This is a genomic window from Bradyrhizobium sp. UFLA06-24 (assembly GCF_054967145.1).
Genome location: NZ_JADFUE010000022.1, coordinates 64,813 through 85,374, shown reverse-complemented (window position 1 = coordinate 85,374; position 20,562 = coordinate 64,813). Strand labels below are relative to the sequence as shown.

19 protein-coding genes and 1 pseudogene are annotated in these 20,562 nt (G+C 64.8%); 6 read left to right on the top strand and 14 right to left on the bottom strand.

The genetic code is table 11. The features are described 5' to 3' along the window. Positions 1-17 precede the first annotated feature (17 nt). Together IF809_RS19385 and IF809_RS19380 are read right to left on the bottom strand one after the other, a co-directional pair. Positions 18-986 carry a Bug family tripartite tricarboxylate transporter substrate binding protein gene (locus IF809_RS19385; RefSeq protein WP_462838222.1) on the bottom strand — a complete coding sequence of 323 codons (969 nt, stop codon included), beginning with the start codon at positions 984-986 and terminating at the stop codon, positions 18-20. 36 nt (positions 987-1,022) lie between these two features. Continuing rightward, complete coding sequence (locus IF809_RS19380) at positions 1,023-1,901, bottom strand: IclR family transcriptional regulator (RefSeq protein WP_453997288.1); 879 nt, start codon at positions 1,899-1,901, stop codon at positions 1,023-1,025. 209 nt (positions 1,902-2,110) lie between these two features. On the opposite strand from IF809_RS19380, the gene IF809_RS19375 reads away from it, so the two are divergent. Then, a complete protein-coding gene (locus IF809_RS19375; RefSeq protein ID WP_453997290.1) occupies positions 2,111-2,953 on the top strand; it encodes a hypothetical protein in 843 nt (280 codons plus the stop codon). A gap of 3 nt (positions 2,954-2,956) precedes the next feature. Here the strand turns inward: IF809_RS19375 and IF809_RS19370 are convergent, their stop codons facing one another. From IF809_RS19370 to IF809_RS19355, 4 genes are all read right to left on the bottom strand, one after another. Next, positions 2,957-4,165 (bottom strand): ABC transporter substrate-binding protein, encoded by a 1,209-nt coding sequence (locus IF809_RS19370; RefSeq protein ID WP_462838221.1) that lies wholly within the window; start codon positions 4,163-4,165, stop codon positions 2,957-2,959. 42 nt (positions 4,166-4,207) lie between these two features. Further along, positions 4,208-5,059: a fumarylacetoacetate hydrolase family protein gene (locus IF809_RS19365; RefSeq protein ID WP_453983429.1), complete on the bottom strand. Its 852-nt coding sequence runs from the start codon at positions 5,057-5,059 to the stop codon at positions 4,208-4,210. A 24-nt stretch (positions 5,060-5,083) separates the two neighbouring features. After that, positions 5,084-6,580 (bottom strand): bifunctional 3-(3-hydroxy-phenyl)propionate/3-hydroxycinnamic acid hydroxylase MhpA, encoded by a 1,497-nt coding sequence (gene mhpA, locus IF809_RS19360; RefSeq protein ID WP_453997292.1) that lies wholly within the window; start codon positions 6,578-6,580, stop codon positions 5,084-5,086. A 74-nt stretch (positions 6,581-6,654) separates the two neighbouring features. Next, entirely contained in the window at positions 6,655-7,446 is a 792-nt protein-coding gene (locus IF809_RS19355) for a DNA-binding transcriptional regulator (protein WP_462838220.1), read from the bottom strand. A 148-nt stretch (positions 7,447-7,594) separates the two neighbouring features. Between IF809_RS19355 and IF809_RS19350 the strand changes: the two genes are divergently transcribed. Both IF809_RS19350 and IF809_RS19345 read left to right on the top strand, forming a co-directional pair. Further along, positions 7,595-8,578 (top strand): VOC family protein, encoded by a 984-nt coding sequence (locus tag IF809_RS19350; protein ID WP_453983431.1) that lies wholly within the window; start codon positions 7,595-7,597, stop codon positions 8,576-8,578. Between the two features lie 45 nt (positions 8,579-8,623). After that, positions 8,624-9,586 carry an MBL fold metallo-hydrolase gene (locus IF809_RS19345; RefSeq protein ID WP_462838219.1) on the top strand — a complete coding sequence of 321 codons (963 nt, stop codon included), beginning with the start codon at positions 8,624-8,626 and terminating at the stop codon, positions 9,584-9,586. A gap of 9 nt (positions 9,587-9,595) precedes the next feature. Here the strand turns inward: IF809_RS19345 and IF809_RS19340 are convergent, their stop codons facing one another. Then, the gene (locus IF809_RS19340; protein ID WP_453997296.1) at positions 9,596-10,249 is read right to left on the bottom strand and encodes a response regulator; all 654 of its coding nucleotides are present in this window, start codon (positions 10,247-10,249) and stop codon (positions 9,596-9,598) included. Continuing rightward, a complete protein-coding gene (locus IF809_RS19335) occupies positions 10,246-11,631 on the bottom strand; it encodes a sensor histidine kinase (RefSeq protein WP_453983434.1) in 1,386 nt (461 codons plus the stop codon). Before IF809_RS19335 ends, IF809_RS19340 begins: the two co-directional genes overlap by 4 nt. 185 nt (positions 11,632-11,816) lie before the next feature. On the opposite strand from IF809_RS19335, the pseudogene IF809_RS19330 reads away from it, so the two are divergent. Next, a pseudogene (locus IF809_RS19330) lies at positions 11,817-12,248 on the top strand (DUF2380 domain-containing protein); the annotation flags it as partial. A 5-nt stretch (positions 12,249-12,253) separates the two neighbouring features. Here IF809_RS19330 and IF809_RS19325 read toward each other — a convergent pair. The 3 genes from IF809_RS19325 to IF809_RS19315 are packed head-to-tail and all read right to left on the bottom strand — an operon-like array spanning position 12,254 to position 15,289. Next, a complete protein-coding gene (locus IF809_RS19325; RefSeq protein ID WP_453997297.1) occupies positions 12,254-13,285 on the bottom strand; it encodes an L-idonate 5-dehydrogenase in 1,032 nt (343 codons plus the stop codon). Between the two features lie 24 nt (positions 13,286-13,309). Then, complete coding sequence (locus IF809_RS19320; protein ID WP_453983436.1) at positions 13,310-14,077, bottom strand: SDR family oxidoreductase; 768 nt, start codon at positions 14,075-14,077, stop codon at positions 13,310-13,312. Positions 14,078-14,089: 12 nt separating this feature from the next. Next, complete coding sequence (locus IF809_RS19315) at positions 14,090-15,289, bottom strand: mandelate racemase/muconate lactonizing enzyme family protein (protein WP_462838218.1); 1,200 nt, start codon at positions 15,287-15,289, stop codon at positions 14,090-14,092. A gap of 179 nt (positions 15,290-15,468) precedes the next feature. On the opposite strand from IF809_RS19315, the gene IF809_RS19310 reads away from it, so the two are divergent. Both IF809_RS19310 and IF809_RS19305 read left to right on the top strand, forming a co-directional pair. After that, positions 15,469-16,236: a GntR family transcriptional regulator gene (locus tag IF809_RS19310; protein WP_128966745.1), complete on the top strand. Its 768-nt coding sequence runs from the start codon at positions 15,469-15,471 to the stop codon at positions 16,234-16,236. Between the two features lie 24 nt (positions 16,237-16,260). Further along, positions 16,261-17,625 carry an MFS transporter gene (locus tag IF809_RS19305; RefSeq protein ID WP_453997304.1) on the top strand — a complete coding sequence of 455 codons (1,365 nt, stop codon included), beginning with the start codon at positions 16,261-16,263 and terminating at the stop codon, positions 17,623-17,625. A gap of 52 nt (positions 17,626-17,677) precedes the next feature. Here IF809_RS19305 and IF809_RS19300 read toward each other — a convergent pair whose 3' ends face one another. From IF809_RS19300 to IF809_RS19290, 3 genes are all read right to left on the bottom strand, one after another. Then, complete coding sequence (locus IF809_RS19300) at positions 17,678-17,905, bottom strand: hypothetical protein (protein ID WP_462838217.1); 228 nt, start codon at positions 17,903-17,905, stop codon at positions 17,678-17,680. 98 nt (positions 17,906-18,003) lie between these two features. Continuing rightward, positions 18,004-19,254: an arsenic transporter gene (locus IF809_RS19295; RefSeq protein ID WP_453997308.1), complete on the bottom strand. Its 1,251-nt coding sequence runs from the start codon at positions 19,252-19,254 to the stop codon at positions 18,004-18,006. 24 nt (positions 19,255-19,278) lie between these two features. Then, positions 19,279-20,562 carry an MFS transporter gene (locus tag IF809_RS19290; RefSeq protein ID WP_462838216.1) on the bottom strand — a complete coding sequence of 428 codons (1,284 nt, stop codon included), beginning with the start codon at positions 20,560-20,562 and terminating at the stop codon, positions 19,279-19,281.

Sequence of the window (20,562 nt, the reverse complement as noted above, 5' to 3'; positions counted from 1 at the left end):
TTCCCTGTTGTTGGCAGTCATTCGCCCTTGAGCCCGGCGTCGTGGATCACCCTGGTCCACTTCTGCGTCTCGCTGTCGATGAACTGGCCGAATTCGGCGGCGCTGGCGGCGCGAACCTCCAGCCCCTGAGCGGTCAGCTTGTCCTTGATCCCAGGGTCGGCAAGGGCGCGCAGGACCTCGGTCTGGAACCTGTCGATGATCGCGCGCGGCGTCGTCGCCGGAGCCATGAAGCCGTACCAGCCGGCGGCGGCGACGTTGGGAAAACCCTGCTCGCGCAGTGTCGGCGCCCGTGGATAGAGCGGGCTACGCTCGGCGGATGCGACGCCGAGCACGACGAACTTGCCGCTCTGGATATAGGACAGTGCGGTCGGCAGCGCCGTCAGCGTGGCATCGACGCGGCCTGCGAGCAGCTCGGTGTAGGAGGCTGCATCGCCCCGGAACGGGATGTTGAGACCCTTCACACCGGCATCGCGAAACAGCAGCTCGCCCGCCAGATGCGGCTGCGAGCCGGCGCCGGGCGAGGCGAAGGTCAGTCCGTCCGGCTTGGATTTGCCGTAGGCGATCAGCTCGGGGAGCGTCTTGAACGGCGCCTCGGCGCTGATGATGAGAAAGAGCGGTGCGACAACCGCCATGGCGACCGGTTGAAGATCCTTGCGCTCATAGGTCAGCTTGCCGAACAGCGCTTCCGCCGTTGCGTAGGGGGCCGCCACGTAGAGAAAGGTGTAGCCGTCGCCGGGCGCATGGGCGACCGTATCATTGGCAATGCGCGTGCCGGCGCCCGGTTTGTTCTCGACGATGAACTGTTGATGCAGATTGCGGCCGAACTCATCGGCCAGCAGGCGCAGAGAGATGTCGTTGGAGCCGCCGGGTCCGTAGGGCGAGATCAGCCGTACCAGGCGTGACGGCCAGGCGTCCTCAGCCCGTGCGGCGAATGGGACGGTGGATGAGAGCGCGGCTCCTAGCAATGTCCGGCGCGTGACGGTCATGGTGGCCTCCCGGGCATGGAGCGCCGTTGTTTTTGGTCATCGATTGGCGCTCTTCTTGTTTGGTCTTCGCGTATCGATCGCAGGCTCGGCGGCATGGACCACCGCGCGGATGCTGTCGGCGAGCGCTGCGATCCGCGGCCCGATCTCGCCTTCCAGCTGGCCGGGCTGGAGCCGGAACGCAGGGATGCCGCAATTGATCGAGAACGACTGCTTTGCCTCGCCGGCGTGAAACAGCGGTGCGGCAACGGCATGGATCGAGCCGATATATTCGCCCCAGCAGGTGCAGAAACCGCGATTGGCACATTGAACGAGGCCGGCGCGGTACTTGTCCTGGAAAGCGGCCCACAGCTCGCCGTCTTCGGCGGCGATACGCCGTTCAAGCCGGGCGGCCTCTGCGGCCGGCAAGGTCGCTGCCGCGGCCCGCCCCATGGCGGTCATCACCACCGGAATGGGCATGCCGATGTCGGGCGCGTGGGGGCCGACATCGCCGGAGCGCGCGGTCTCGACATAGATCATCGAGGTCGCGTCGAGCAGGCCGATCGAGACGGTGCCGCGGACACTTTGCGCCAGCTCCTGCATCATGGGCCGCGCCATCTGGCGGAACTGCATGCCGGCGAGCAGCGGATGTGCCATCCGCAGGGCGCGGGCGCCGACCTGGTACTTCGCGCGCCCGGCGTCGTAGCGGAGGTAGCCAAGCTCGGCCAGCGTGTGCGTCAAGCGCGCCACCGTCGGTCTTGGAATGCCCGTCAGCGTCGACAGCTCCATGTTGCCGAGCAACGTGCTTCCCGCCTTGAAAGCCTCGAGCACAACGAGTCCCTTGGCGAGTGTCGTGGCGAAGGCCGCATCATCGCCGCTCTCCGCCAGCACCGCGGCAGCGGAGGAGGGATGAGGCGGTTTGGAGTAAGCAGCAGCCATCCCTGTCGTATCGGACGGATTGGCTCATCCTGTCCAATAAATTCGCAGATTTGATCACAATTGTCCGATATGTGGACGGGCTAGTCGGGTGCACGGCTTGCGGAGGGCGCTTCGGAACGATCCACAGCACGGATTTTTGTCGTGATTCCCTGGCTTGTTGTGACAGGATTGTTACGTCGAGATGTCAGGTCGATTACACGGAGCTCATCATGTTGCGGTGGCAGGCACGATCAAATCCCCTCGCGTGGTGGTGGGGGTCCCTGACGCTGGTCAGCGCTGCCAATATCCTCGTCTGGTTCATGCTGTACCGCGAGTTCTATCCGAGCGTGGCCAGCAGCGTCGGGGGCCGCTCGGACATCGGCCTGATGTTCCTGCTCTGCGCAGCCTACGTGTTTGGCTGTGCCTTCCGCTCGGTGCTGCCGCGCGCCGACGTGCAGCGCATCTGCCTGTTCGACACCTGGCTGTCGAGCGTGTTCGTCGGCCGCACGGTTGCGACCATCGCCGAGGTCTGCTTCGCCGCGCAATGGGCGATCATCCTGCATCAACTCGGCAAGATGACCGGCGCGGAGACGGCGGTGAACATCGCGCTCGTGATCGTGCCTGTTATCGTCATCGCCGAGTGCTTCTCCTGGTATGCAGTGGTGACGACCAACTTCCTGTACAACGCGATCGAGAACTCGCTGTGGGCGGTGACGTTCTTCCTTGCAGGCATCGCGCTGTGCCGGTTGATGCCGGAATTCCAGGGCGTGGTGCGCTGGGCATTGATGTCAGGCATCGTCGGCATCGCCTGCTTCCTCGCCTTCCTCGTCACCGTCGACGTGCCGATGTATCTCAGCCGCTGGCGGGCAGGGCATGAAGAAGGCAACAGGTTGCTCGGCTTCCTCGAAGGCCTGCATGACGTCTCGACGCGATGGGTGGTGACCCACGACATCGCGCACTGGAAGGGCGAACTGACCTGGATGTTCCTGTATTTCAGCGCCGCCGTCTGGTCGAGCCTCGCGCTCTGCGCGCTCTACGCCATGGAAGGCTATCTCACGCGCTATCTCGCCTGAGGGTCATTTTCCGACCAGGCTGCACCTGCTGCGGTCGAGCGGGCGAAAGGCCTGGTCGGGCGGGATGGTCGCGACCAGCTTGACGAAGTCCCACGGGCCTTTGGATTCCTGCGGTGTCTTGACCTGAACCAGATAGAGGTCGTGCACCATGCGTTGGTCCTCGCGGATGCGGCCGCTCGTCGTATAGGCGTCCGAGACCGGTGTCGCCTTCATCTTCGCCATCACGGTCGCGCTGTCGTCGGAGTCGCTGTCCTTGACGGCCTGCAGATAATGGCGCACGGCGGAATAGACGCCGGCCTGAATCTGCGACGGCATCGCCTTGCGGCGCTCGTAGAACGCATCAGAAAACTTTCGGGCGGCCGGGGAAACATCTTCGAAGAACGAAGTGACGATGAGGTCGCCGCGCGTCGCCTTCAGGCCAACGGCCTCGATGTCGACGTTCTGGAACGACATCGGCACGATCTTCATGCCCTGCTCGGCGAGGCCGAACTCCTCCGCCTGCTTGATGGCGGTGGCGTTGTCGCCGGCGACGTTGATCGCGAGGATCTTGGCGCCCGAGGACTGCGCCTGGAGCAGGAACGATGAATAGTCGGGCGTGCCGAGCTGGGCCTTGACGCTGCCGGCGACCTTGCCGCCGAGCGCCGCGATACGATCACGTGCGGTCGCTTCGATCGAATGGCCGAAAGCATAGTCGCCGGTGATGAAGAACCACGGCTCCTTGCTGGTCTGCATCACGCCGGACACCACGGCTGTCGCGGTCGAATAGGCGTCTTGCGTCCACTGTACGCTCGAGGGCGCGCAGGCCTCGTCGGTAAGCTGATTGGCGCCTGCGCCGGAGACCAGGAAGATCTTGCCGTTGCCGCGCACCAGTTCCTGCACCGCGAGCGCCGCGCCGGAACTGCCGCCGTCCGCGATCGCCTGCACGCCGTCGCTGAACCATTTTCGCGCGAGGGAAGCCGCCAGGTCCGGCTTGTTCTGGTGATCGGCCTGCAGGATTTCGATCGGCTTGCCGTTGATCCTGCCGCCAAACTCCTCCGCCGCCATCTGTGCCGCTTCGACCGAACCGGGCCCCATCGCGGTTGCGAAAATGCCGTTCATGTCGGTGAGCACGCCGATGCGAATGGCGTCGCCCTTGATTTCGGCGCGGGCTGTGCCGGCGAGCGCCAGCGTGATCAGCAGGATGGCGGTGGACGTGGTGCGGATGATGGCCATGGCGTTTCCTGATTTTTATGATTGGTCGATGGTCGCAGTGGGTCAGGCTGCCTCGGCGATGACCTTGTTTCGAAGCGTTCCGATGCCGGAGATTTCGACCTCGACGGTGTCGCCGGGGCGCATCCATAGAGGCGGTGTGCGCTTGGCGCCGACGCCGCCGGGCGTACCCGTGACGATGACGTCGCCCGGCACGAGCGGGCAGATCGTCGAGATGTAGGCGATGAGGTCGGGGATGCCTGTGATCAGCAGATCGGTCGTGGTGTCCTGCACGACCGTGCCGTTGAGGCGCGTCTGCAAGGTCAGCTTCGAGGGATCGGGGATCTCGTCTGATGTCACCAGCCACGGGCCGAAGCTGCCGCTCTCCGCAAAGGTCTTGCCGGAGAGGAACTGGCTGGTGTGGCGCTGCCAGTCGCGAATGCTGCCTTCGTTATAGCAGGCATAGCCGGCGATATGGTCGAGCGCGCGGCTCGCAGGTATGTGGCGGCCCTGCTTGCGGATGACGAGTGCGAGCTCACCCTCATAGTCGAAATCGTCGCTCACATCAGGCTTCACGATCGGCTGGAGATGGCCGACCTGGCTACATGGAAAGCGGACGAACAGTGCCGGCTTTTCGGTGACGGTACGCCCCGTCTCGGCGACGTGGTCGCGATAGTTGAGACCGACGCAGATGATCTTGCCGGGGTCGGGGATGACGGGCGCAAAGCTGATCGCTTCGAGCGGATGATCGGGGGCCGTGGATGCGACTAGCCTAGCGGCCTCGGCCATGCGACCGGTTTCGAGCAATTGCCGCAGCGTGGTGCAGGGCGCCATGCGGGTGCCGAGATCGACGACGCCATTGTCCTTGACGGCGCCGAAGGAGGCATGACCGTTGGCGATGAAAGAAAGCAGCTTCATTGGATATCCTTAAGAGACGTTCGGTCAGGCCGCGGACGGCACCTGGGTGGGTGGCGTGATGGCGGCGATGAGCCGGTCGAGCTCGGCATCGTTGCGGGCGGTGGCGCGGATGTAGCGGTCGGGGCGAACCAGCGCCGCGATGAGGCCATGCTCGTGCAACCAGGACCCGACACCTTCGGCATCGTCGCTGGTGAGAATATTGATCCCCGCCTGCGAGAGACCGGGACGCCCTGCGCTGTCCGCGAGTAGGACATGGCTGTAGCCGATCCGGTCATCGCTGCGGTTGCCGTCCTTCAGCACGAACTGTGGCGCGAGATGTCCGGCGAGGGGCAGGTCGCCGAGCGCGAGCCCGGGGCCGAGCAGGGGCTTCTTGACGTCGAGTTTGACCGGCGCATTCTCGCGCGCCTCTCCGGCGGCGAGGCCGGCCTCGATCGCCTTGGTATTGATGACACCGCCGAGGCGAATGGCGAGCTCGATGAACTCGCGCACGTGCGGCAGCCGTTCGCTCTGGTAGGTGTCGAGCAGGCCAGCCGTGGCGTCGCCGCGAATGATCGCGGCCAGCTTCCAAGCGAGATTGGCAGCATCGCGGATGCCGGCGCACATGCCCTGGCCGAGGAAGGGCGGGGTTTGATGCGCGGAATCGCCAGCGAGCAGCAGCCGGCCGCTGCGCCAGTGCTCCGCGATCGCGGAATGAAATGTGTAGACCGCCGCGCGCTCGAGCTCGGCATCCTGAGGCGTGATCCAGCGCGACAACAATTCCCAGACCTTGCTGGGCTGTGCGACGTCATTCGAATCTTCGTCCGGGAGAACCGTGATCTCCCAGCGCCGGCGCGTGCCGGTGCCGCGGACATAAGTCGCCGGCCGGCTGGAATCGCAATGCTGGAGGCTGTAGTCACCGAGATCGTCGCGCGCGCGCTTGAGGAGGACGTCGATGACCAGCCAGCGCTCGTGGAAGCCGAGGTCGTCCATGGCGGAGCCGATGAAGCGGCGAACCAGAGACCGTGCGCCATCGCAGCCGATCACATAATGGGCGCGGACTTCGCTGGGCTTGCCGTTGGAGAGATCCTCGTAGCGGACGCGCACGCCGGTCTCGTCCTGATCCAGCGCGAACACGTCGCAGCGGTTGCGCAAGGTGACGTGCGGCCAGCGCGCGAGGCCGGAAATCAGCACGTCCTCGAGATCGGGCTGGTGGAAGCGATAGCTCAGATTCCAGCCCATCGGCGTCGGGGTCTGCGGCCGCGACCAGTCCAGCAGCAGCTTGCCGGCGGCGTCGAGGAACAGCATGCCGGGGCTGAGGATGACGTGCGGCAGGATCGCATCGGCAAGTCCGATGGTCTGGAACACGCGCATGCATTCGTCGTCAAAATGCACCGCGCGGGGCAGATGATAGGTCCGCGCCTCGCGCTCCAGCACCAGCGTCCGCACGCCGCACAGGCCGAGCAGATTGGCGAGTGTGACGCCGACCGGGCCGCGGCCGACGATCACGACATCAAACTCTTCATAGGCGGATTTATCTTGCATGGGGCTATCTCTTCCCCATCAAGCGCGGCAGCATCAACGCCGCCGGCAGAAGTGTCCGCCCAGCGGACGGTCTCCTATGCCTCGACTGGAATGGCCGCCGCCGCCTCCTGAAGCTGACGGACGAATTGCGCCGTGGCTTCCTCGATCCGCAGCGCTGACCGGATCCAGATGATCGAGATGCAGCCGAACACGGTTCCATCGCGAACAATCGGCACTGCGATCGAAGCCGTCTTTGGATTATATTCGCCCTCGTTGCGGATGGCATAACCGCGCGCCTGCGTTTCCGCGATCATCTGATCGAAGCGGCCCTGGTCGAGAAAAGGGCGGTCGTCGGCCTCGTCGATGCGGCGGAGATGGCTGACGATGAGGTCGCGCTCGCGCGCTGGGCAGGCGGCGAGATAGGCGCGGCCGGCGGAGGTCCGGAGCATCGGCAGGCGTTTGCCGATCATGCCGCGGTCGATCGAGAGCGGGCTGCGCGAATGGGTGGTCTCCTGCACGACCATCGCGGCGTTCTCGTAAGTGGAGAGATCGACCGGCCAGACCAGGCTCTTGCTGAGCTCGGCAAGATGAGGCGCGGCGGCCTGGCAGATCACCACGCCGGGGTCGTAGCCATCGCCTAGGCTGAGGGCGAGCCGGGTGACGCGAAAGCGATCGTCGCTGGCGCTGCGGGCGACATAGCCGAGCTCCTCCAGCGTTTCGAGCAGACGATAGACGGTCGGGCGGGGCAGGTCGAGCGCGCGGGCAACGTCGCCTGCGCGGATGCCGCCGGAGCGGTTGACCTCCTGCAGCACGTCCAGCCCGCGCTTGAAGGCGCGAACGCCCTCCGACTGTCGGGGCTTTCCGGTCCGCGTCCGCTCCTTGGACACTTCGTATTTCCTCCCTTGTGGCCGCCAGCCTCGCTACTATCGTCCTTGCGAACGCGAAGCGATTGCGAGACACCATCGTAAGAGCGCGCGCGACCGGTATCAAGTTCGCCCATACTGCGGCGAGCGCGATGCCTCCGGGAGGACATCGATGGAAATCACTGCGCTCGGCTATATCGGCATCAATTCGGCGCAACTCGATCAGTGGGGCCGGATGGCGACCGGGCTGCTCGGCATGCAGCAGGTCGATCGCGGCGGCAAGATGCGCGCCTTCCGCATGGACGATCGCAAGCAGCGCCTGATCGTCGACGGCAGCAGCGATGCCGGCCTTGCGGTGATGGGTTGGGAAGTGCCTTCGTCGACCGAGCTTGACCAGCTCGCCGGACGGCTGGAGGGGCATGGTGTGAAGGTGACGCGCGGCTCACGGGCGCTGGCCGACGAGCGGCACGTCTCCGAGCTGATCATCTTCGCGGACCCCGCCGGCAACCGGCTGGAGGCCTTCTGCAAGCCCGACCTTGCGACCGAGCCGTTCAAGCCGGGGCGCCCGATCTCGGGATTTCGCACCGGGGCGCTCGGCATGGGCCATGTCGTGCTCAATGTGGAGGACGTCGAGCCGCTGTTGCCGTTCTATCGCGATGTGCTCGGCTTTCACGTCTCCGATTTCGGCCTGAAGCCATACGGGCTCTATTTCTTCCACGTCAACGGTCGCCACCATTCCTTTGCGATGGTGGGTTCGGGCCGCAAGGCGATGCATCACTTCATGGTCGAGCTCGGCAGCCTCGATGATGTCGGGCAGGGCTACGATCTCGCGCAGCTGGAAGATGGCCGCATTGCCTACACGCTCGGCCGGCACACCAACGACCACATGACCTCGTTCTACGTGAACACGCCGTCCGGCTTCTTCATCGAATATGGCTGGGGTGGGCGCGTGATTGATCCCGAGACGTGGCAGCCGCACGAGACGTTCGACGGCCCGTCGCTGTGGGGACACGAGCGTCTCTCGATGCCTGAAGAGCAGCGCAAGCGCCTGCGCGACATGCGGCTCGATGCTGCGGCCAGAGGCGTTCGCGTCCCCGATCCGCGCGTGCCACCGCTGAACTGCGCGTGGCTGGACCAAGTGATCGCGCGCGAATGATCCGCGGTCACGCCGCGGGAAGCTGATACCCAAGGAAACGACGATATGCTCAAAACGCTCCTGAGGGCAGCCCTTTTGCTGCTCGCGTTCGGCACGGCCGCCTCGGCCGAACCGGTCAAGGTGACGCTGCTCGGCACCGGCGTGCCGACGCCGCGACCGACCAGCTTCAGCGCCTCGACTCTGGTGGAAGCGGGGAACGAAAAACTGCTGTTCGATCTCGGCCGCGGCTCGACCATGCAGCTCTACAAGCTGAAGATTCCCCTCGGAGCGATTACCGCCAGCTTCCTCACGCATCTGCATTCCGACCACATCGTCGGGCTTCCAGATATGTGGCTGACCGGCTGGCTCGCTACGCCTTGGGCCTCGCGCAAGGCACCGATGAAGCTGTTCGGGCCGAAGGGCACCGTCGCAATGACGCAGAACCTGACCAAAGCTTTCGCCGACGACATCCGCATCCGCATTGATGACGAGCATCTTGATCCAAAGACCGTCGAATTCGCGGCCAAGGATATCGAGCCGGGTCTGGTGTACGACAACAACGGCGTCAAGGTCACCGCGATCGAGGTCAATCACGGCGAGAAGATCAAGCCGTCGTTCGGCTATGTCGTCGAGTATGATGGTCACAAGGTCGTGCTCTCGGGCGACACGAAATACGACGAGCGCATCGCCAAGGCGGCCGAAGGAGCGGATCTGTTGATTCACGAAGTCGCGGTCATCGAGCCGGAGCTGCTGGTCAAGAATTCTGTCTACAAGGACATCCAGGCCCATCACACTTCGCCCGAGGAGGCGGGCCGCATCTTCGCATCAGCCAAGCCCAAGCTTGCGGTCTATTCCCACATCGTGTTCGGCACGGTGAAGCCAGGACCTGATATTCCCGAGCAGCCGCTCATCGACCGCACGCGGACGGTCTACAGCGGGCCGCTGCTGGTTGGGCGCGACATGATGTCGTTCAGGATCGGCGACACGGTGGAGGCGTTCGCGCCCGATGGCGCCAAGCTTGCGCCGTAATGCAGGCGATCAGGCCTCGCCGAGATCGAGCTGCGTCAAAATTCCCTGACGCAGCGCCAGCCGGACGAGCTCGATGTCGGAGCCGACGCCGAGCTTGTCCTTGATCAGCGAGTGCAGATTTGCCACCGTCTTCGGGCTGACGTGCAGCGTCTCGGCGATCTCTTCCGTCGTGTTTTCGGCGAGCAGCAGCCGCAGCACCTCGAATTCGCGCGGCGTGAGCACGTCGGCGGCTGAGCTTTCGCCGCTGATCCGGCTCAGCGCCAGTTCGTGGTCGATGTCCGGGCTAATGGCGATCTTGCCGGCGAGCACGTCCATCACCGCGCGCACCAAGGTCTCGGGCGGGCTGGTCTTGGTGACATAGCCTCGCGCACCGGCACGGATCGCCTGCATGGCGAAACCGGCATTCTCATGCATCGTGAAGACGAGGATCTTTGCCGCCTTGTCCCATTGCCGGATACGCCTGACGGCTTCGACGCCACCAATGCCGGGCATGCTGAGATCCATGATAACGAGGTCGGGGGCCTCGGATTTGTACAGACGGTAGGCTTCTGCGCCGTCGCCAGCTTCGGCGATGACGCGCAAGCCCGGCTGCTTCTGGAGCACGGACCGATAGCCTTCGCGAACAACCGAATGGTCGTCGACCAGCAGGATGGTCGCGGTCATGCCGCGTGCTCCAGCGCGTGGGGCGTGGCGGCTGCGAGCGGAATGACGACGCGCAGCGCCGAACCGCCGTTGGGACCGGCCTCGAACCTCAATCGCCCGCGCAGGGCCGCGACGCGTTCGCGCATGCCGAGCAGGCCCATGCCGGATTTCGCGGCCGGATCGTGCGAGCGTCCGTCATCGTCGATCGCGAGCGCGATTTCGTCGGCATGCATCGCGAGTTCGAGATTGACCCTGGTGGCACCGGCATGCTTGGCGGCGTTGGTGAGCGCTTCCTGCACGATGCGGTAGATGTTGGCGCTGATCGTGGCCGGCAGGGTCTCGAACGTGCCGTCGAAGCGGATCGTAATGCGGGTCTCGCCGCGGCTGCGCCCGTTCCACCCCGCCACCAGACCTTCGAGACTGGCAACGAGGCCGAGCTCCTCTATATCGGGCGGGCGCAGCCGGAATAGGGCGCCGCGCAGCGTCTCCATCATGCCTGTCGCGGTGCGCGCGATGCCGTCGCATTCGCCGAGTAGGGAGGGGCAGTCCTGCGCGGCAGTCTGGCGGGCGGAGGAGGCGAGCGCTCGGATCGCGGCCAATGACTGCCCGAATTCGTCGTGCAGCTCGCGGGCCAGATGGCGGCGCTCCTCGTCCTGGAGCGCGATCAGTTTCCGCGTCAACTCGGCGCGTTCTGCGAGCGCGGTATCGAGGCTCTCGGCGAGATGGTTGAAGACATCGCGAACCGCGGAAAGCTCGGCGAGATCGAACGGCGGCAGCCGGGCGGTGAGATCGCCAGCGGCAATCTGCTCGAGCCCGGAACGGATCATCCGTGTCGGGCGCAGCGCGCGCGCCAGCGCGGCATAGACCAGCACGCACAACAGCGGCAGGGCGATGGTGAGCGCCAGCATCAGACGGCCGGCCTCGTGCCAAGCCTCCGCCGTCTGCACCGCAGGGTCGATCGAGACGACGGCGTCGCCCAGCTTCGTTCCGCGCAGGATCACGGGCCGCGCGGCCTCGCGGCCGGGATCGAACAGACCACGGTAAAATGCCGTGAAGATCTGCGGGGGCGGGTCCTCCGCGACAGGCGCGCCGCTACAGAAGCGCTGGAGCATGTCGCCGCTCGGCCCGCGGAAGGCGAGGCACAGGCCCGGTGTCATCACATATGCCGATACGGGGTCGAGGTTCGGGAAGTCGGAGCGGGGGCTTGCGGTCCACAGCACCTTGCCCTGCTGCAGCTCCAGGGTCTTCGCCACAATGGCCGCGATGCCGTCGATGCGCGCGTGCGCCGCGCGGTCGGTCGTGATGAGGAAGTAGGCTGATATCGCAGCGAAGCAGGCCGCCGAAATGGCGGCCACGCGCAAGGTCAGGCGGACCTTGAGATCGAATCTTTCGCGGTTCCACATCGGCGGCACCTGAAGCGAACGGAATTGTCGCTGCCCGCATTAAAGGGCAGAACGCTTGCCGCGCAAAGCGGCACGCTTGCCGCAGTGCAACGTCGTGAAATTTTCCCGGTCTCGGCCGGGACGGTAACGGCTGCGGTGCGCGAAGCGTCCGGCTAGCGTACGGCGTCCGTCATGCGAGGCCCACGATGCGCCGTACTCTTTCGTTGCTGTCGTTCGTTGTTCTTGTCGGCGCCGGGCTGAATGGCCGGGCCGCCGCCGCTGACACCACCGCAATTGCTCTCGACGACTTCAGTTACACCGATACCTCGGCCGAGCCGGCCGACCAGAGAGCCGCCCATGAGCGACGGCTCCAGGCCTTCATGGTTGCGCTCCGGCGAGACATCGCCGCCGATCCGCGCTACCGGCTTGCGCCGTCGGTGCAGGATGGCGCGGCCTTCAAGGTTATCGGCGGCATCCAGAAGACGAGCACGCTGGTGCAATGGGCCAAGGTCGCCGTGATCGACGTCGGCGCCAGGACGGTCGTGATGGACAAGCTCTACACCTTCCGCGGCGACAACGACGAATCGTGGGAACGCGCCGAGATGTTCGTCTCTCGCGAAATCATGGGCGCGCTGGCGCCGCGTTAGAACGTCAGCTGCACCTTCATTGACTGCGAGCGGTCGCTGGCGAGTTCAAACGCGGCGACCGCGTTATCGAACGGCATGGTGGCCGTGATCAACGGTTTGACGTCGATCAGGCCTTCGCCCATCAACCGCACCGCGAGCTCGAATTCGGGATCGAAGCGGAAGGTGCCGCGGAGCTGAAATTCCTTGGCGACGATGGAATTGATCGGCAGCGTCATCTCGCCGCCGAGGCCGAGCTGTACCAGTGTTGCGCCGGGGCGGAGCACGTCGAGCGCGGTGCGGAGCGCCGCCTGGTTACCAGAGGCTTCGAACAGCGTGTCGAACACGCCCTTGCCGGCGCGCCAGGGATCGAGCGCGGCGGCATCGGTCGTGACATTGATGGCATGTCTTGCGCCGAGCTTCCTGGCTACCGCGAGCGGCGCCTCGGCGATATCGGTCACCACGATCTCGGACGCACCGCCGAAGCGCGAGACCAGGATCATCAGGGCGCCGATCGGACCGCAGCCGGTGATCAGCACGCGCTTGCCGAGCAAGGGGCCGGCCTGCTTGCCGGCATGCAAGCAAACGGCGAGCGGCTCGGCGACGGCGGCTTCCGCCAGCGACAGTTTGTCGGCAATCGGCACGGCCTGTGTGGCATCGACCGTGATGAACTCGCGGAAGCCGCCCTGCACATGGGGAAAGCGCATCGCGCTGCCGAGGAAGCGCATGTCGAGGCACTGGTTGCGCATGCCTTCCTGGCAATGCAGACACTGGCCGCACGGCTTGCTCGGATTGACCGCAATGCGCGTGCCAGCCTTTACGCTGGTAACCCCGTCACCAACCGCCGCGACCACGCCGGCGATCTCATGCCCCAACGCCATCGGCTGCTGGATTCGGACCACGCCGAAACCGCCGTGATGGTAGTAATGCAGGTCGGAGCCGCAGATGCCGCCGTTGGCGATCTTGACGCGGACCTCGCCCGGACCAGGCGCCGGATCAGGATAAGGGTCGATCCGCAGATCCTTGGGGGCGTGAATGACGACGGCGCGCATGGTCTCGTTCCCTGGTGTTAGCGATCACATCGCGGCGATCATGCCGCCATCGACATAGATGATCTGTCCGTTGACGTAGGTCGAGGCATCCGACGCCAGGAAGATCGCCGCGCCCACCAGTTCGTCCGGCTTGCCCCAGCGCTTGGAGGGGATGCGGCCCATCAGCCAATTGTTGAATTCGGTGTTGTTGACCAGCGCCTCGTTCATGTCGGTCAGCATGTAGCCCGGGCCGATCGCGTTGGCCTGGATGCCGTGCTGCGCCCATTCCACCGCCATCGAGCGGGTCAGATTCTTGATGCCGCCCTTGGCCGCGGTGTAGGGCGCGATCGTCGGGCGCGCCAGTTCGCTGCCGAGCGAGCCGATATTGATGATCTTGCCGTGCTTGCGCGGGATCATGCGCTTGCCGGCCTCGCGGCCGATCACGAACGCGCTGGTGAGATCGGTCTCGATCACCTTGCGCCATTCGTCGGTGGTGAATTCCACCAGCGGCTTGCGATGCTGGATGCCGGCATTGTTGACGAGGATGTCGACGGCGATGCCCTTCTTGTCGAAGTCGTTGAAGGCCGCGACGATCGCGGGCTCGTCGGTGACGTTGAACGCGGCGCCTTCGGCCTGATGGCCGGCGGCGCGAAACTCGGCGACGGCCTGCTCGACGCGCTTAGGGTCGACGCCATTGATGATGATTTTTGCGCCGGCCTTGGCCAGACCTTCGGCGATTGCGCGGCCGAGCCCGCGGGAGGAGCCGGTCACGAGCGCGGTGCGGCCGGAAAGGTCGAAGAGGGCGGTGCTCATTTCAAAAGATCCTCAAGCGTTGGAGCGGCGCACGATCAGATCGGAGCGCTCGAATACGGCGGGCAGAAGGTCGACGCCAAGGCCGGGACCTTCCATCGGGAAGACATAACCGTCCTTGATCACGGGCATCGTGGTGACGAGCTCATTGTACCAGCCCTTGTAGAAGGCGCGCACCGATTCCTGGATCAGCGTGTTGGGTTGGCTGAACGACATGTGGATGGCGGCGATGAAGCCGATCGGGCCGATGCAATCATGCGGCGCGAAGGGCCGGTGATAGGTCTCCGCCATCGCCGCGATCTTGCGGCCTTCGGTGAGGCCGCCGGTCCAGCACAGATCCGCCATCACCACGTGCATGGCGTCGCGGTCGAGCATGTCCTTGTAGGGGAAGCGCGAGCCCAGCGTCTCGCTGGCGCAGACCCAGACGTCGGTCGAGCGGGCATATTCGGCCAGCGCCTGCGGCGAGTTCATACGGATCGGGTCTTCGTACCAGGTCGGCTTGTAGGGCTCGAGAGCGCGGGCGATCTGTTTGGCGGTCGGCAGATTCCACAACGAATGGAGCTCGACCATGATCTCCATCTTGTCGCCGACGGCCTTGCGGATCTTCTCGAACGGCTCGATCGCCTGCTTCATTTGAGCAGCGGTGATGTAGAGGCCTTTGTTCTCCTGGGCCGCGGGATCGAACGGCCAGATCTTCATCGCGCTAATGCCGCTCTCCAGCAGGCTTTCGGCGAGCGCGTCGGCGCGGTTCATGAAGCCGTCGAGGTCTTCGTAAGGCCCTTTGGACGCCCCGAGATTCCAGTTCGAGACCGGGCTGATGTTGGTGGAGCGGACATATTGCGTGCCGGCGCAGGTGTTGTAGATGCGCTGCTTGTCGCGGCAGAGGCCGCCCAGCATCTGGTGCACCGGCTGGCCGCAGACCTTGCCGAACAGGTCCCACAGCGCGATGTCGATGGCGGATGCAGCGCGGTATTCGACACCCGTCGAGGACTGCGCCATAGGCAGGTTCAGCATGTCGCGATGGATGGCTTCGATGTGGAGCGGATTGCGGCCGAGCAGGCGGCCGGCAAAGGTGTCGTGGATTTGTGCTTCAACTGCGCCGGCACCGTAGAACGTCTCGCCGAGGCCGATCAAACCCGTATCTGTGTGAACGCGCACCCAGATGACATTGGAGAATTCCTCGGTTCGCAGCGTCTCGATCGACGTGATCTTCACGGCCTTTGCTCCCATCGCAGGCGCGGTGCGCGCGCCTTGTTGTCGATTTTTGCACCGCAACATGTTGCGGGCCGATGCGAGTCTTACGCTCGCTTGTAATATATCACAACATGTTTTAAGAGTGCCACAAATAGGGCGCCACCCAGCAACGAGAGCGCGGGCTGACAGGAGAGGACGACATGGCACGGCGCAAGCGCGCGCTCGAGGTGGTGAGATCAGACGACGACGGCGAGGGCAGGCCCTCGCGGCGCAATCGTCTCAATTTCTTCGAGCTGGCCTATCAGAAGATCGAGGAGCTGCTGGTTCATTGCGAGCTCAAGCCCGGTCAGTTCATGACCATGCTGGAGCTGCAGCAGATCACGGGCTTCGGGCGCACGCCGGTGCACCACGCCGTTAACAGGCTCTCCGCCGACACGCTCATCATCATCCGTCCGCGCCACGGCCTGCATATCGCGCCGATTGATCTCGCGCGCGAGCGCATGCTGCTCGGCCTGCGCCGCGATATGGAGCGTTTTGTCATTCGCCTCGCGGCCGATCGTGCCAGCCTCTCGCATCGCAATCAGGCGCTGCACATCGAGCGGGTGCTGCGCGAGCGCCGCGCCACGTTGAGTCTCGACGAATTCAACAGCATCGACCGGCGCATCGACGCGCTGGTGCTGGAAGCGGCGGGTGAGCCGTTCCTGGTGCATACATTGCGGCCGCTGCACACCCTGTATCGCCGCATCGGCTACATCCACCACCGCTTCATGCCGGGGCAGGCCGATCTGTCAGGAACGATCGATCACCATCTCAGTATTCTCAACGCGGTCGCGAACCGCCGCGTCGAGGATGCCGTGAAGGCGAGCGACGCCCTGATCGACTACATGGACGAGATGTTCACGGGCATGGAGGCGGGGATTGATCCCCGCCTGCTTGATTGCAGCATCGAGCCGCTGCTCGGCGCGTAAGATATTCTGAAGAGAGGACCAAACATGTCAACGATGGCCCTGCCACAACCGACCGCGAGCGAAGCCGCGGTCCGCTACCTCATCACCAATTACAGTCCCAAGGGCAGCAAGGTCGGCTGGCTGATGATGGCCTCGATCCTGGTCGAGGCCTGGGACCTCTATTCGATCGCCTTCGTGCTGATCTTCATCAAGGAGCAGTACAATCCCGATCCCCTCATGCTCGGCCTTGCCGCGGCTGGCACGCAGGGCGGTGCGCTGATCGGCGCGCTGCTGGGCGGCTGGCTGTCCGACAAGATCGGCCGCCGCGTGATGTTCCTGGTGACGATGGTGATGTTCATCGTGCTGGCACTGGCGCAGGCCTTCGTTCCCAACGTTACCTGGCTGGTCGTGATCCGCTTCCTGCTCGGCATTCCGCTCGGCTCGGACATCTCGACCGGCTACACCTACATCATGGAATCCATGGCCAAGGGTGAGCGCGAGGTCATGGGCAACCGGTGGCAGTTCATGTTCGCCGTCGGCGAGGTGCTGACCATCGGCGTCATCGTGATCTTCCTGCTGCTCGACATCCATCACGAGACGCTGTGGCGCGTGACGCTCGGCCTCGGTGCGGTGCCGGCGCTGATCATCCTGATCATGCGCCACGACGTGCCGGAGACGGCGGTGTGGCTGGTGCAGAAGGGCCGCTTCCGCGAGGCCAAGCAGGTCGCGCGCGAGATGTTCAACGATGATCTCGCCATGCTGCCGGACCAGGACCAGGTCGTGCCCAAGGTCTCGACCCGTGCCTTCCTCGCCGATCTCAAGAAGGATCCGATCCGCTGGCGCGCCACGATCTACGGCTGGATCGCCTGCTTTGCGCAAGGCAGCGAGTTCTCGACCTTCGCGTTCTATCTGCCGGTGTTGTTCGTGATGGTCGGCGTGTCGAGCGTGCTCGGCAACAATCTGGTGACGATGGCGCTGTTCTGCTTTGCGGCGGTCTCGGGCTGGGTCGGTCCGCTCCTGACGCCCAAGATCGGCCATCGCGGCATTGCCATTGCCGGCTTCTCGATTGTGCTGGCATCACTCTTGGTCGCGGCCTTCGCGCTCTACACCGACAACAAGATGCTGCTGCCGTTCGCGGCCGCCGCCATGCTGTGGGGGCATTACTGGGATGCGTCGAACTGCATGACGATCCCGACCATGGTCGCCAAACCGAAATACCGCGGCACCGCCAGCGGCTTCGCCTACATGTTCGTGAAGCTGCCGTCGTTCCTGGCGATCTTCCTGTTCCCGTCGCTGTTCGCCGCGATCGGGCAGGCCAACGCCACGCTGTTCGTCGCCATCTTCCCGCTGATCGGATTGCTTGCGGCAATCTTCATCCTGCCGGAGGTCTACGGCTACGAGAACGACTAGCGCATGGGTGACCCGATCGCGGCAGCCGTGGCTGCGATCGGGTTGTCCGAACCTACGGGCCCAGGAACACCGGATCGATTCCGGTGGCAGCCTGGCCAAGCAAGCCCATCGCCTGAAGCTGCGCGCTGTGCAGGTCGATCTGCACGATGGCGAGCAGCGCCAGCAGCACGACGACCGTAACGACGAGCATCGGGTGAGAGCCGTCACTTGCCGGGGCGAAACCCTGGATCGAGCGACGCAGCGAAAAACTTTGCGGCAATGCCTTTGACTGGATCTGCATGATGAATCTCCTCGCCGCGCCCGATAGAGGCTGCGCGACGAAATGAAGTATAGGCCCCCGCCTGCCGGCCACATTGATGCGCCGCAAACAGCCCGCGATTACCGGATGGCCGCCGCGAGCGCGGCAATCAGCGCAGGTGGTGTGACCAAGAGGCCAAGCTTGAGAAACGGCCAGGCGCCGACCTCGATCTTCTCCCGCCGCAGCGCCACCAGCCAGAGAATGGTCGCAAGCGAGCCAGTGACCGACAGATTGGGCCCGAGATCGACGCCGATCAGAATAGCGCTGACGACAGATGCCGGCAGATGATCGCTCGCGGCGACCGAGCCGGCGACGAGCCCGACCGGCAGGTTGTTGGCGATGTTGTCGGCGATCGCGGTGGCGATCCCGACGCTCCAGCCCGCTTGCGGGACCGATTGCGCGACCGCTTGATGCAGCAGCGCGCTGAGCTGTCCGATCACGCCGGTCTTCACCAGCGCCTCCACCATCACGAACAGGCCGCCGACCAGCGGCAGCACGCTCCAGGAGACACCGCGCAGCACAGGCAAGGGCGATTGACGGCTGATCAGCAGCACGATGGCGGCCGTGACCACGCCGCAAATGAAGGTCGGCAGGCCCAATTGCTTGTCGAGTGCCGATGCCGTGACCAGCACGAGACCGATGGCGACGATGCCGACGGCCGTGAGCTTGCCGCCGCGGCCGAGCTTTGAATGCGGCACGCTGCGGGCGATGCTCTCTTCCTTGAGCGCGCGATGCTGGGTCAGACGCAGCACGAGGTAGGTCAGCACAATCGAGGCCACTGAGGGCAGGGCGAACAGGCGCAGCCATTCACCGAGTTGCGGCATGCGTGCGCCGAACACGACGAGATTGGCGGGGTTCGAGATCGGCAGCACGAAGCTGGCGGCATTGGCGATGAAGGCGCAGACGAACAGATAGGGCAGCGGTTTCGCGCCGGCCGCGCGCGTTGCCGCATAGACGGCGGGCGTCAGCACGATCGCGGTGGCGTCGTTCGAGAGCAGCACGGTGACGAGCGTGCCGACGAGGTAGATCAGCAGGAACAGCCGTTGCGGCGAAGCATGTGCATGTTCGACAGCGAACGCCGCCAGATAATCGAACAGGCCCTCGAGTCGCGCCAGTTCGGCGATCAGCATCATGCCGATCAGGAAGAGGTAGACGTCAACGCCCTTATCGATTCCCGTGAGCGCATCCCGCCAGGGCAGGAAGCCGAGCAACACCAGCAGGGCCGCGCCAAGCACGGCCCAGATCGCCTCGGGTAGGCGAAAAGGGCGGATGATGACGCCGGCAGTCGTGGCGACGATGATGCTCCAGGCCCAGATGGCGTCAGACGGCACGTTCAGTCCTTGCGATGGAATGGGTCATTCGGCAGCGATAGCGGAAGCCGACGCCGCTGTCTTCCCCCGCGCGCGGCGACCGTCATCTCCGACTTGTCGCGTCTCGGGGAGGGCGAGGAGGCAGATCACGGCACCGATCGCGGCAACCGCACCGAGGCCGATGAAGGCCGCGCTGTAGCCCGCCCCGACGACGACGAAGCCTGCCAGCGTCGTCGAGAGGGCGGCGCCGATGCTCTGGGCAGTGATCACGGCGCCTTGTGCGACGTTGAAGCGTCCGGTGTTGCGCATGAGGTCGGCGACGATCACGGGGAAGATCGCGCCGAAAATGCCGGCGCCGACGCCATCGAGCAGCTGCACGCCGACCAGCCAGAACGGATTATCCGCCAGCGTATAGAGCGCGGCTCGGATCGGCAGGATCAGGAGCGCAGCGAGGAAGAATCGCTTGTGGCCCCAGCGATCGGCCTTGGCGCCGACCAGCATCGCAAACGGCACCATCACCAATTGCGCCGCGACGATGCAGGCCGACATCAGGCTGGTGCCCATGTTCTTGTCCTGCAGCGCCAGCTTCTGCCCGACCAGCGGCAGCATTGCCGCGTTGGAGAGGTGAAAAAGCGCCGTGCAGATCGCGAAGACGAGCAGGGGCCGACAGCTCAGGAGCACGCCGAGGCCGGTGGGCTGCTCGTGTTCGCGGCTGCTCTCGGCGCCGTGCAGGCCACGGGCCAGATCGTGATCGATAGCGGCTTCGGGGATCGCGAGGATGCTGACGAAACTCGCGACTGCCATGGCGCCGAGCAAATAGAACACCACGGTCGGACCGAACCAATAGGCGGACACGCCCGCGAGTCCTGCGGCGACGGCATTGCCGGCATGATTAAACGTCTCGTTGCGGCCGATTCGTCGGGTGAAGGCCGCGTGACCAAATATGCCGAGCGAGACCGCGGCAATTGCCGGCGGAAAAATCACGGCGGCCGCCTGCGCAATGCCTTGCGAGACCGCGACCGGCAGGAAGGTCGGAAACAAGGGTAGCGACAGCGAGGCGAGTGTTACCATGACGGCAGCCAGCGCCATCACCAGGCGCTTTGGCCTGATCGCATCGACCAGCGCGCCGGCCGGCGTCTGCGCCACGATGCCGGCGATGGTGGCGATCGACATGACCACGCCGATGCGCGCTTCGTCCCAGTGCTGCTCGGTAAGAAGATAGACGGCCAGATAAGGTCCGAGCCCGTCGCGAACGTCGGCGAGGAAGAAGTTGGCCGCATCCAGCGCGCGGCCGGCTCGCTTTGCCTGATCGGGATATTGGCTCGACAT

What these genes read in the sequence shown, in the direction of transcription:
- IF809_RS19385 (WP_462838222.1), bottom strand. Translation starts at nt 986, where the DNA reads ATGACCGTCACGCGCCGGACATTGCTAGGAGCCGCGCTCTCATCCACC.
- IF809_RS19380 (WP_453997288.1), bottom strand. Translation starts at nt 1,901, where the DNA reads ATGGCTGCTGCTTACTCCAAACCGCCTCATCCCTCCTCCGCTGCCGCG.
- IF809_RS19375 (WP_453997290.1), top strand. Translation starts at nt 2,111, where the DNA reads ATGTTGCGGTGGCAGGCACGATCAAATCCCCTCGCGTGGTGGTGGGGG.
- IF809_RS19370 (WP_462838221.1), bottom strand. Translation starts at nt 4,165, where the DNA reads ATGGCCATCATCCGCACCACGTCCACCGCCATCCTGCTGATCACGCTG.
- IF809_RS19365 (WP_453983429.1), bottom strand. Translation starts at nt 5,059, where the DNA reads ATGAAGCTGCTTTCTTTCATCGCCAACGGTCATGCCTCCTTCGGCGCC.
- mhpA (WP_453997292.1), bottom strand. Translation starts at nt 6,580, where the DNA reads ATGCAAGATAAATCCGCCTATGAAGAGTTTGATGTCGTGATCGTCGGC.
- IF809_RS19350 (WP_453983431.1), top strand. Translation starts at nt 7,595, where the DNA reads ATGGAAATCACTGCGCTCGGCTATATCGGCATCAATTCGGCGCAACTC.
- IF809_RS19345 (WP_462838219.1), top strand. Translation starts at nt 8,624, where the DNA reads ATGCTCAAAACGCTCCTGAGGGCAGCCCTTTTGCTGCTCGCGTTCGGC.
- IF809_RS19340 (WP_453997296.1), bottom strand. Translation starts at nt 10,249, where the DNA reads ATGACCGCGACCATCCTGCTGGTCGACGACCATTCGGTTGTTCGCGAA.
- IF809_RS19335 (WP_453983434.1), bottom strand. Translation starts at nt 11,631, where the DNA reads ATGTGGAACCGCGAAAGATTCGATCTCAAGGTCCGCCTGACCTTGCGC.
- IF809_RS19325 (WP_453997297.1), bottom strand. Translation starts at nt 13,285, where the DNA reads ATGCGCGCCGTCGTCATTCACGCCCCCAAGGATCTGCGGATCGACCCT.
- IF809_RS19320 (WP_453983436.1), bottom strand. Translation starts at nt 14,077, where the DNA reads ATGAGCACCGCCCTCTTCGACCTTTCCGGCCGCACCGCGCTCGTGACC.
- IF809_RS19310 (WP_128966745.1), top strand. Translation starts at nt 15,469, where the DNA reads ATGGCACGGCGCAAGCGCGCGCTCGAGGTGGTGAGATCAGACGACGAC.
- IF809_RS19305 (WP_453997304.1), top strand. Translation starts at nt 16,261, where the DNA reads ATGTCAACGATGGCCCTGCCACAACCGACCGCGAGCGAAGCCGCGGTC.
- IF809_RS19300 (WP_462838217.1), bottom strand. Translation starts at nt 17,905, where the DNA reads ATGCAGATCCAGTCAAAGGCATTGCCGCAAAGTTTTTCGCTGCGTCGC.
- IF809_RS19290 (WP_462838216.1), bottom strand. Translation starts at nt 20,562, where the DNA reads ATGTCGAGCCAATATCCCGATCAGGCAAAGCGAGCCGGCCGCGCGCTG.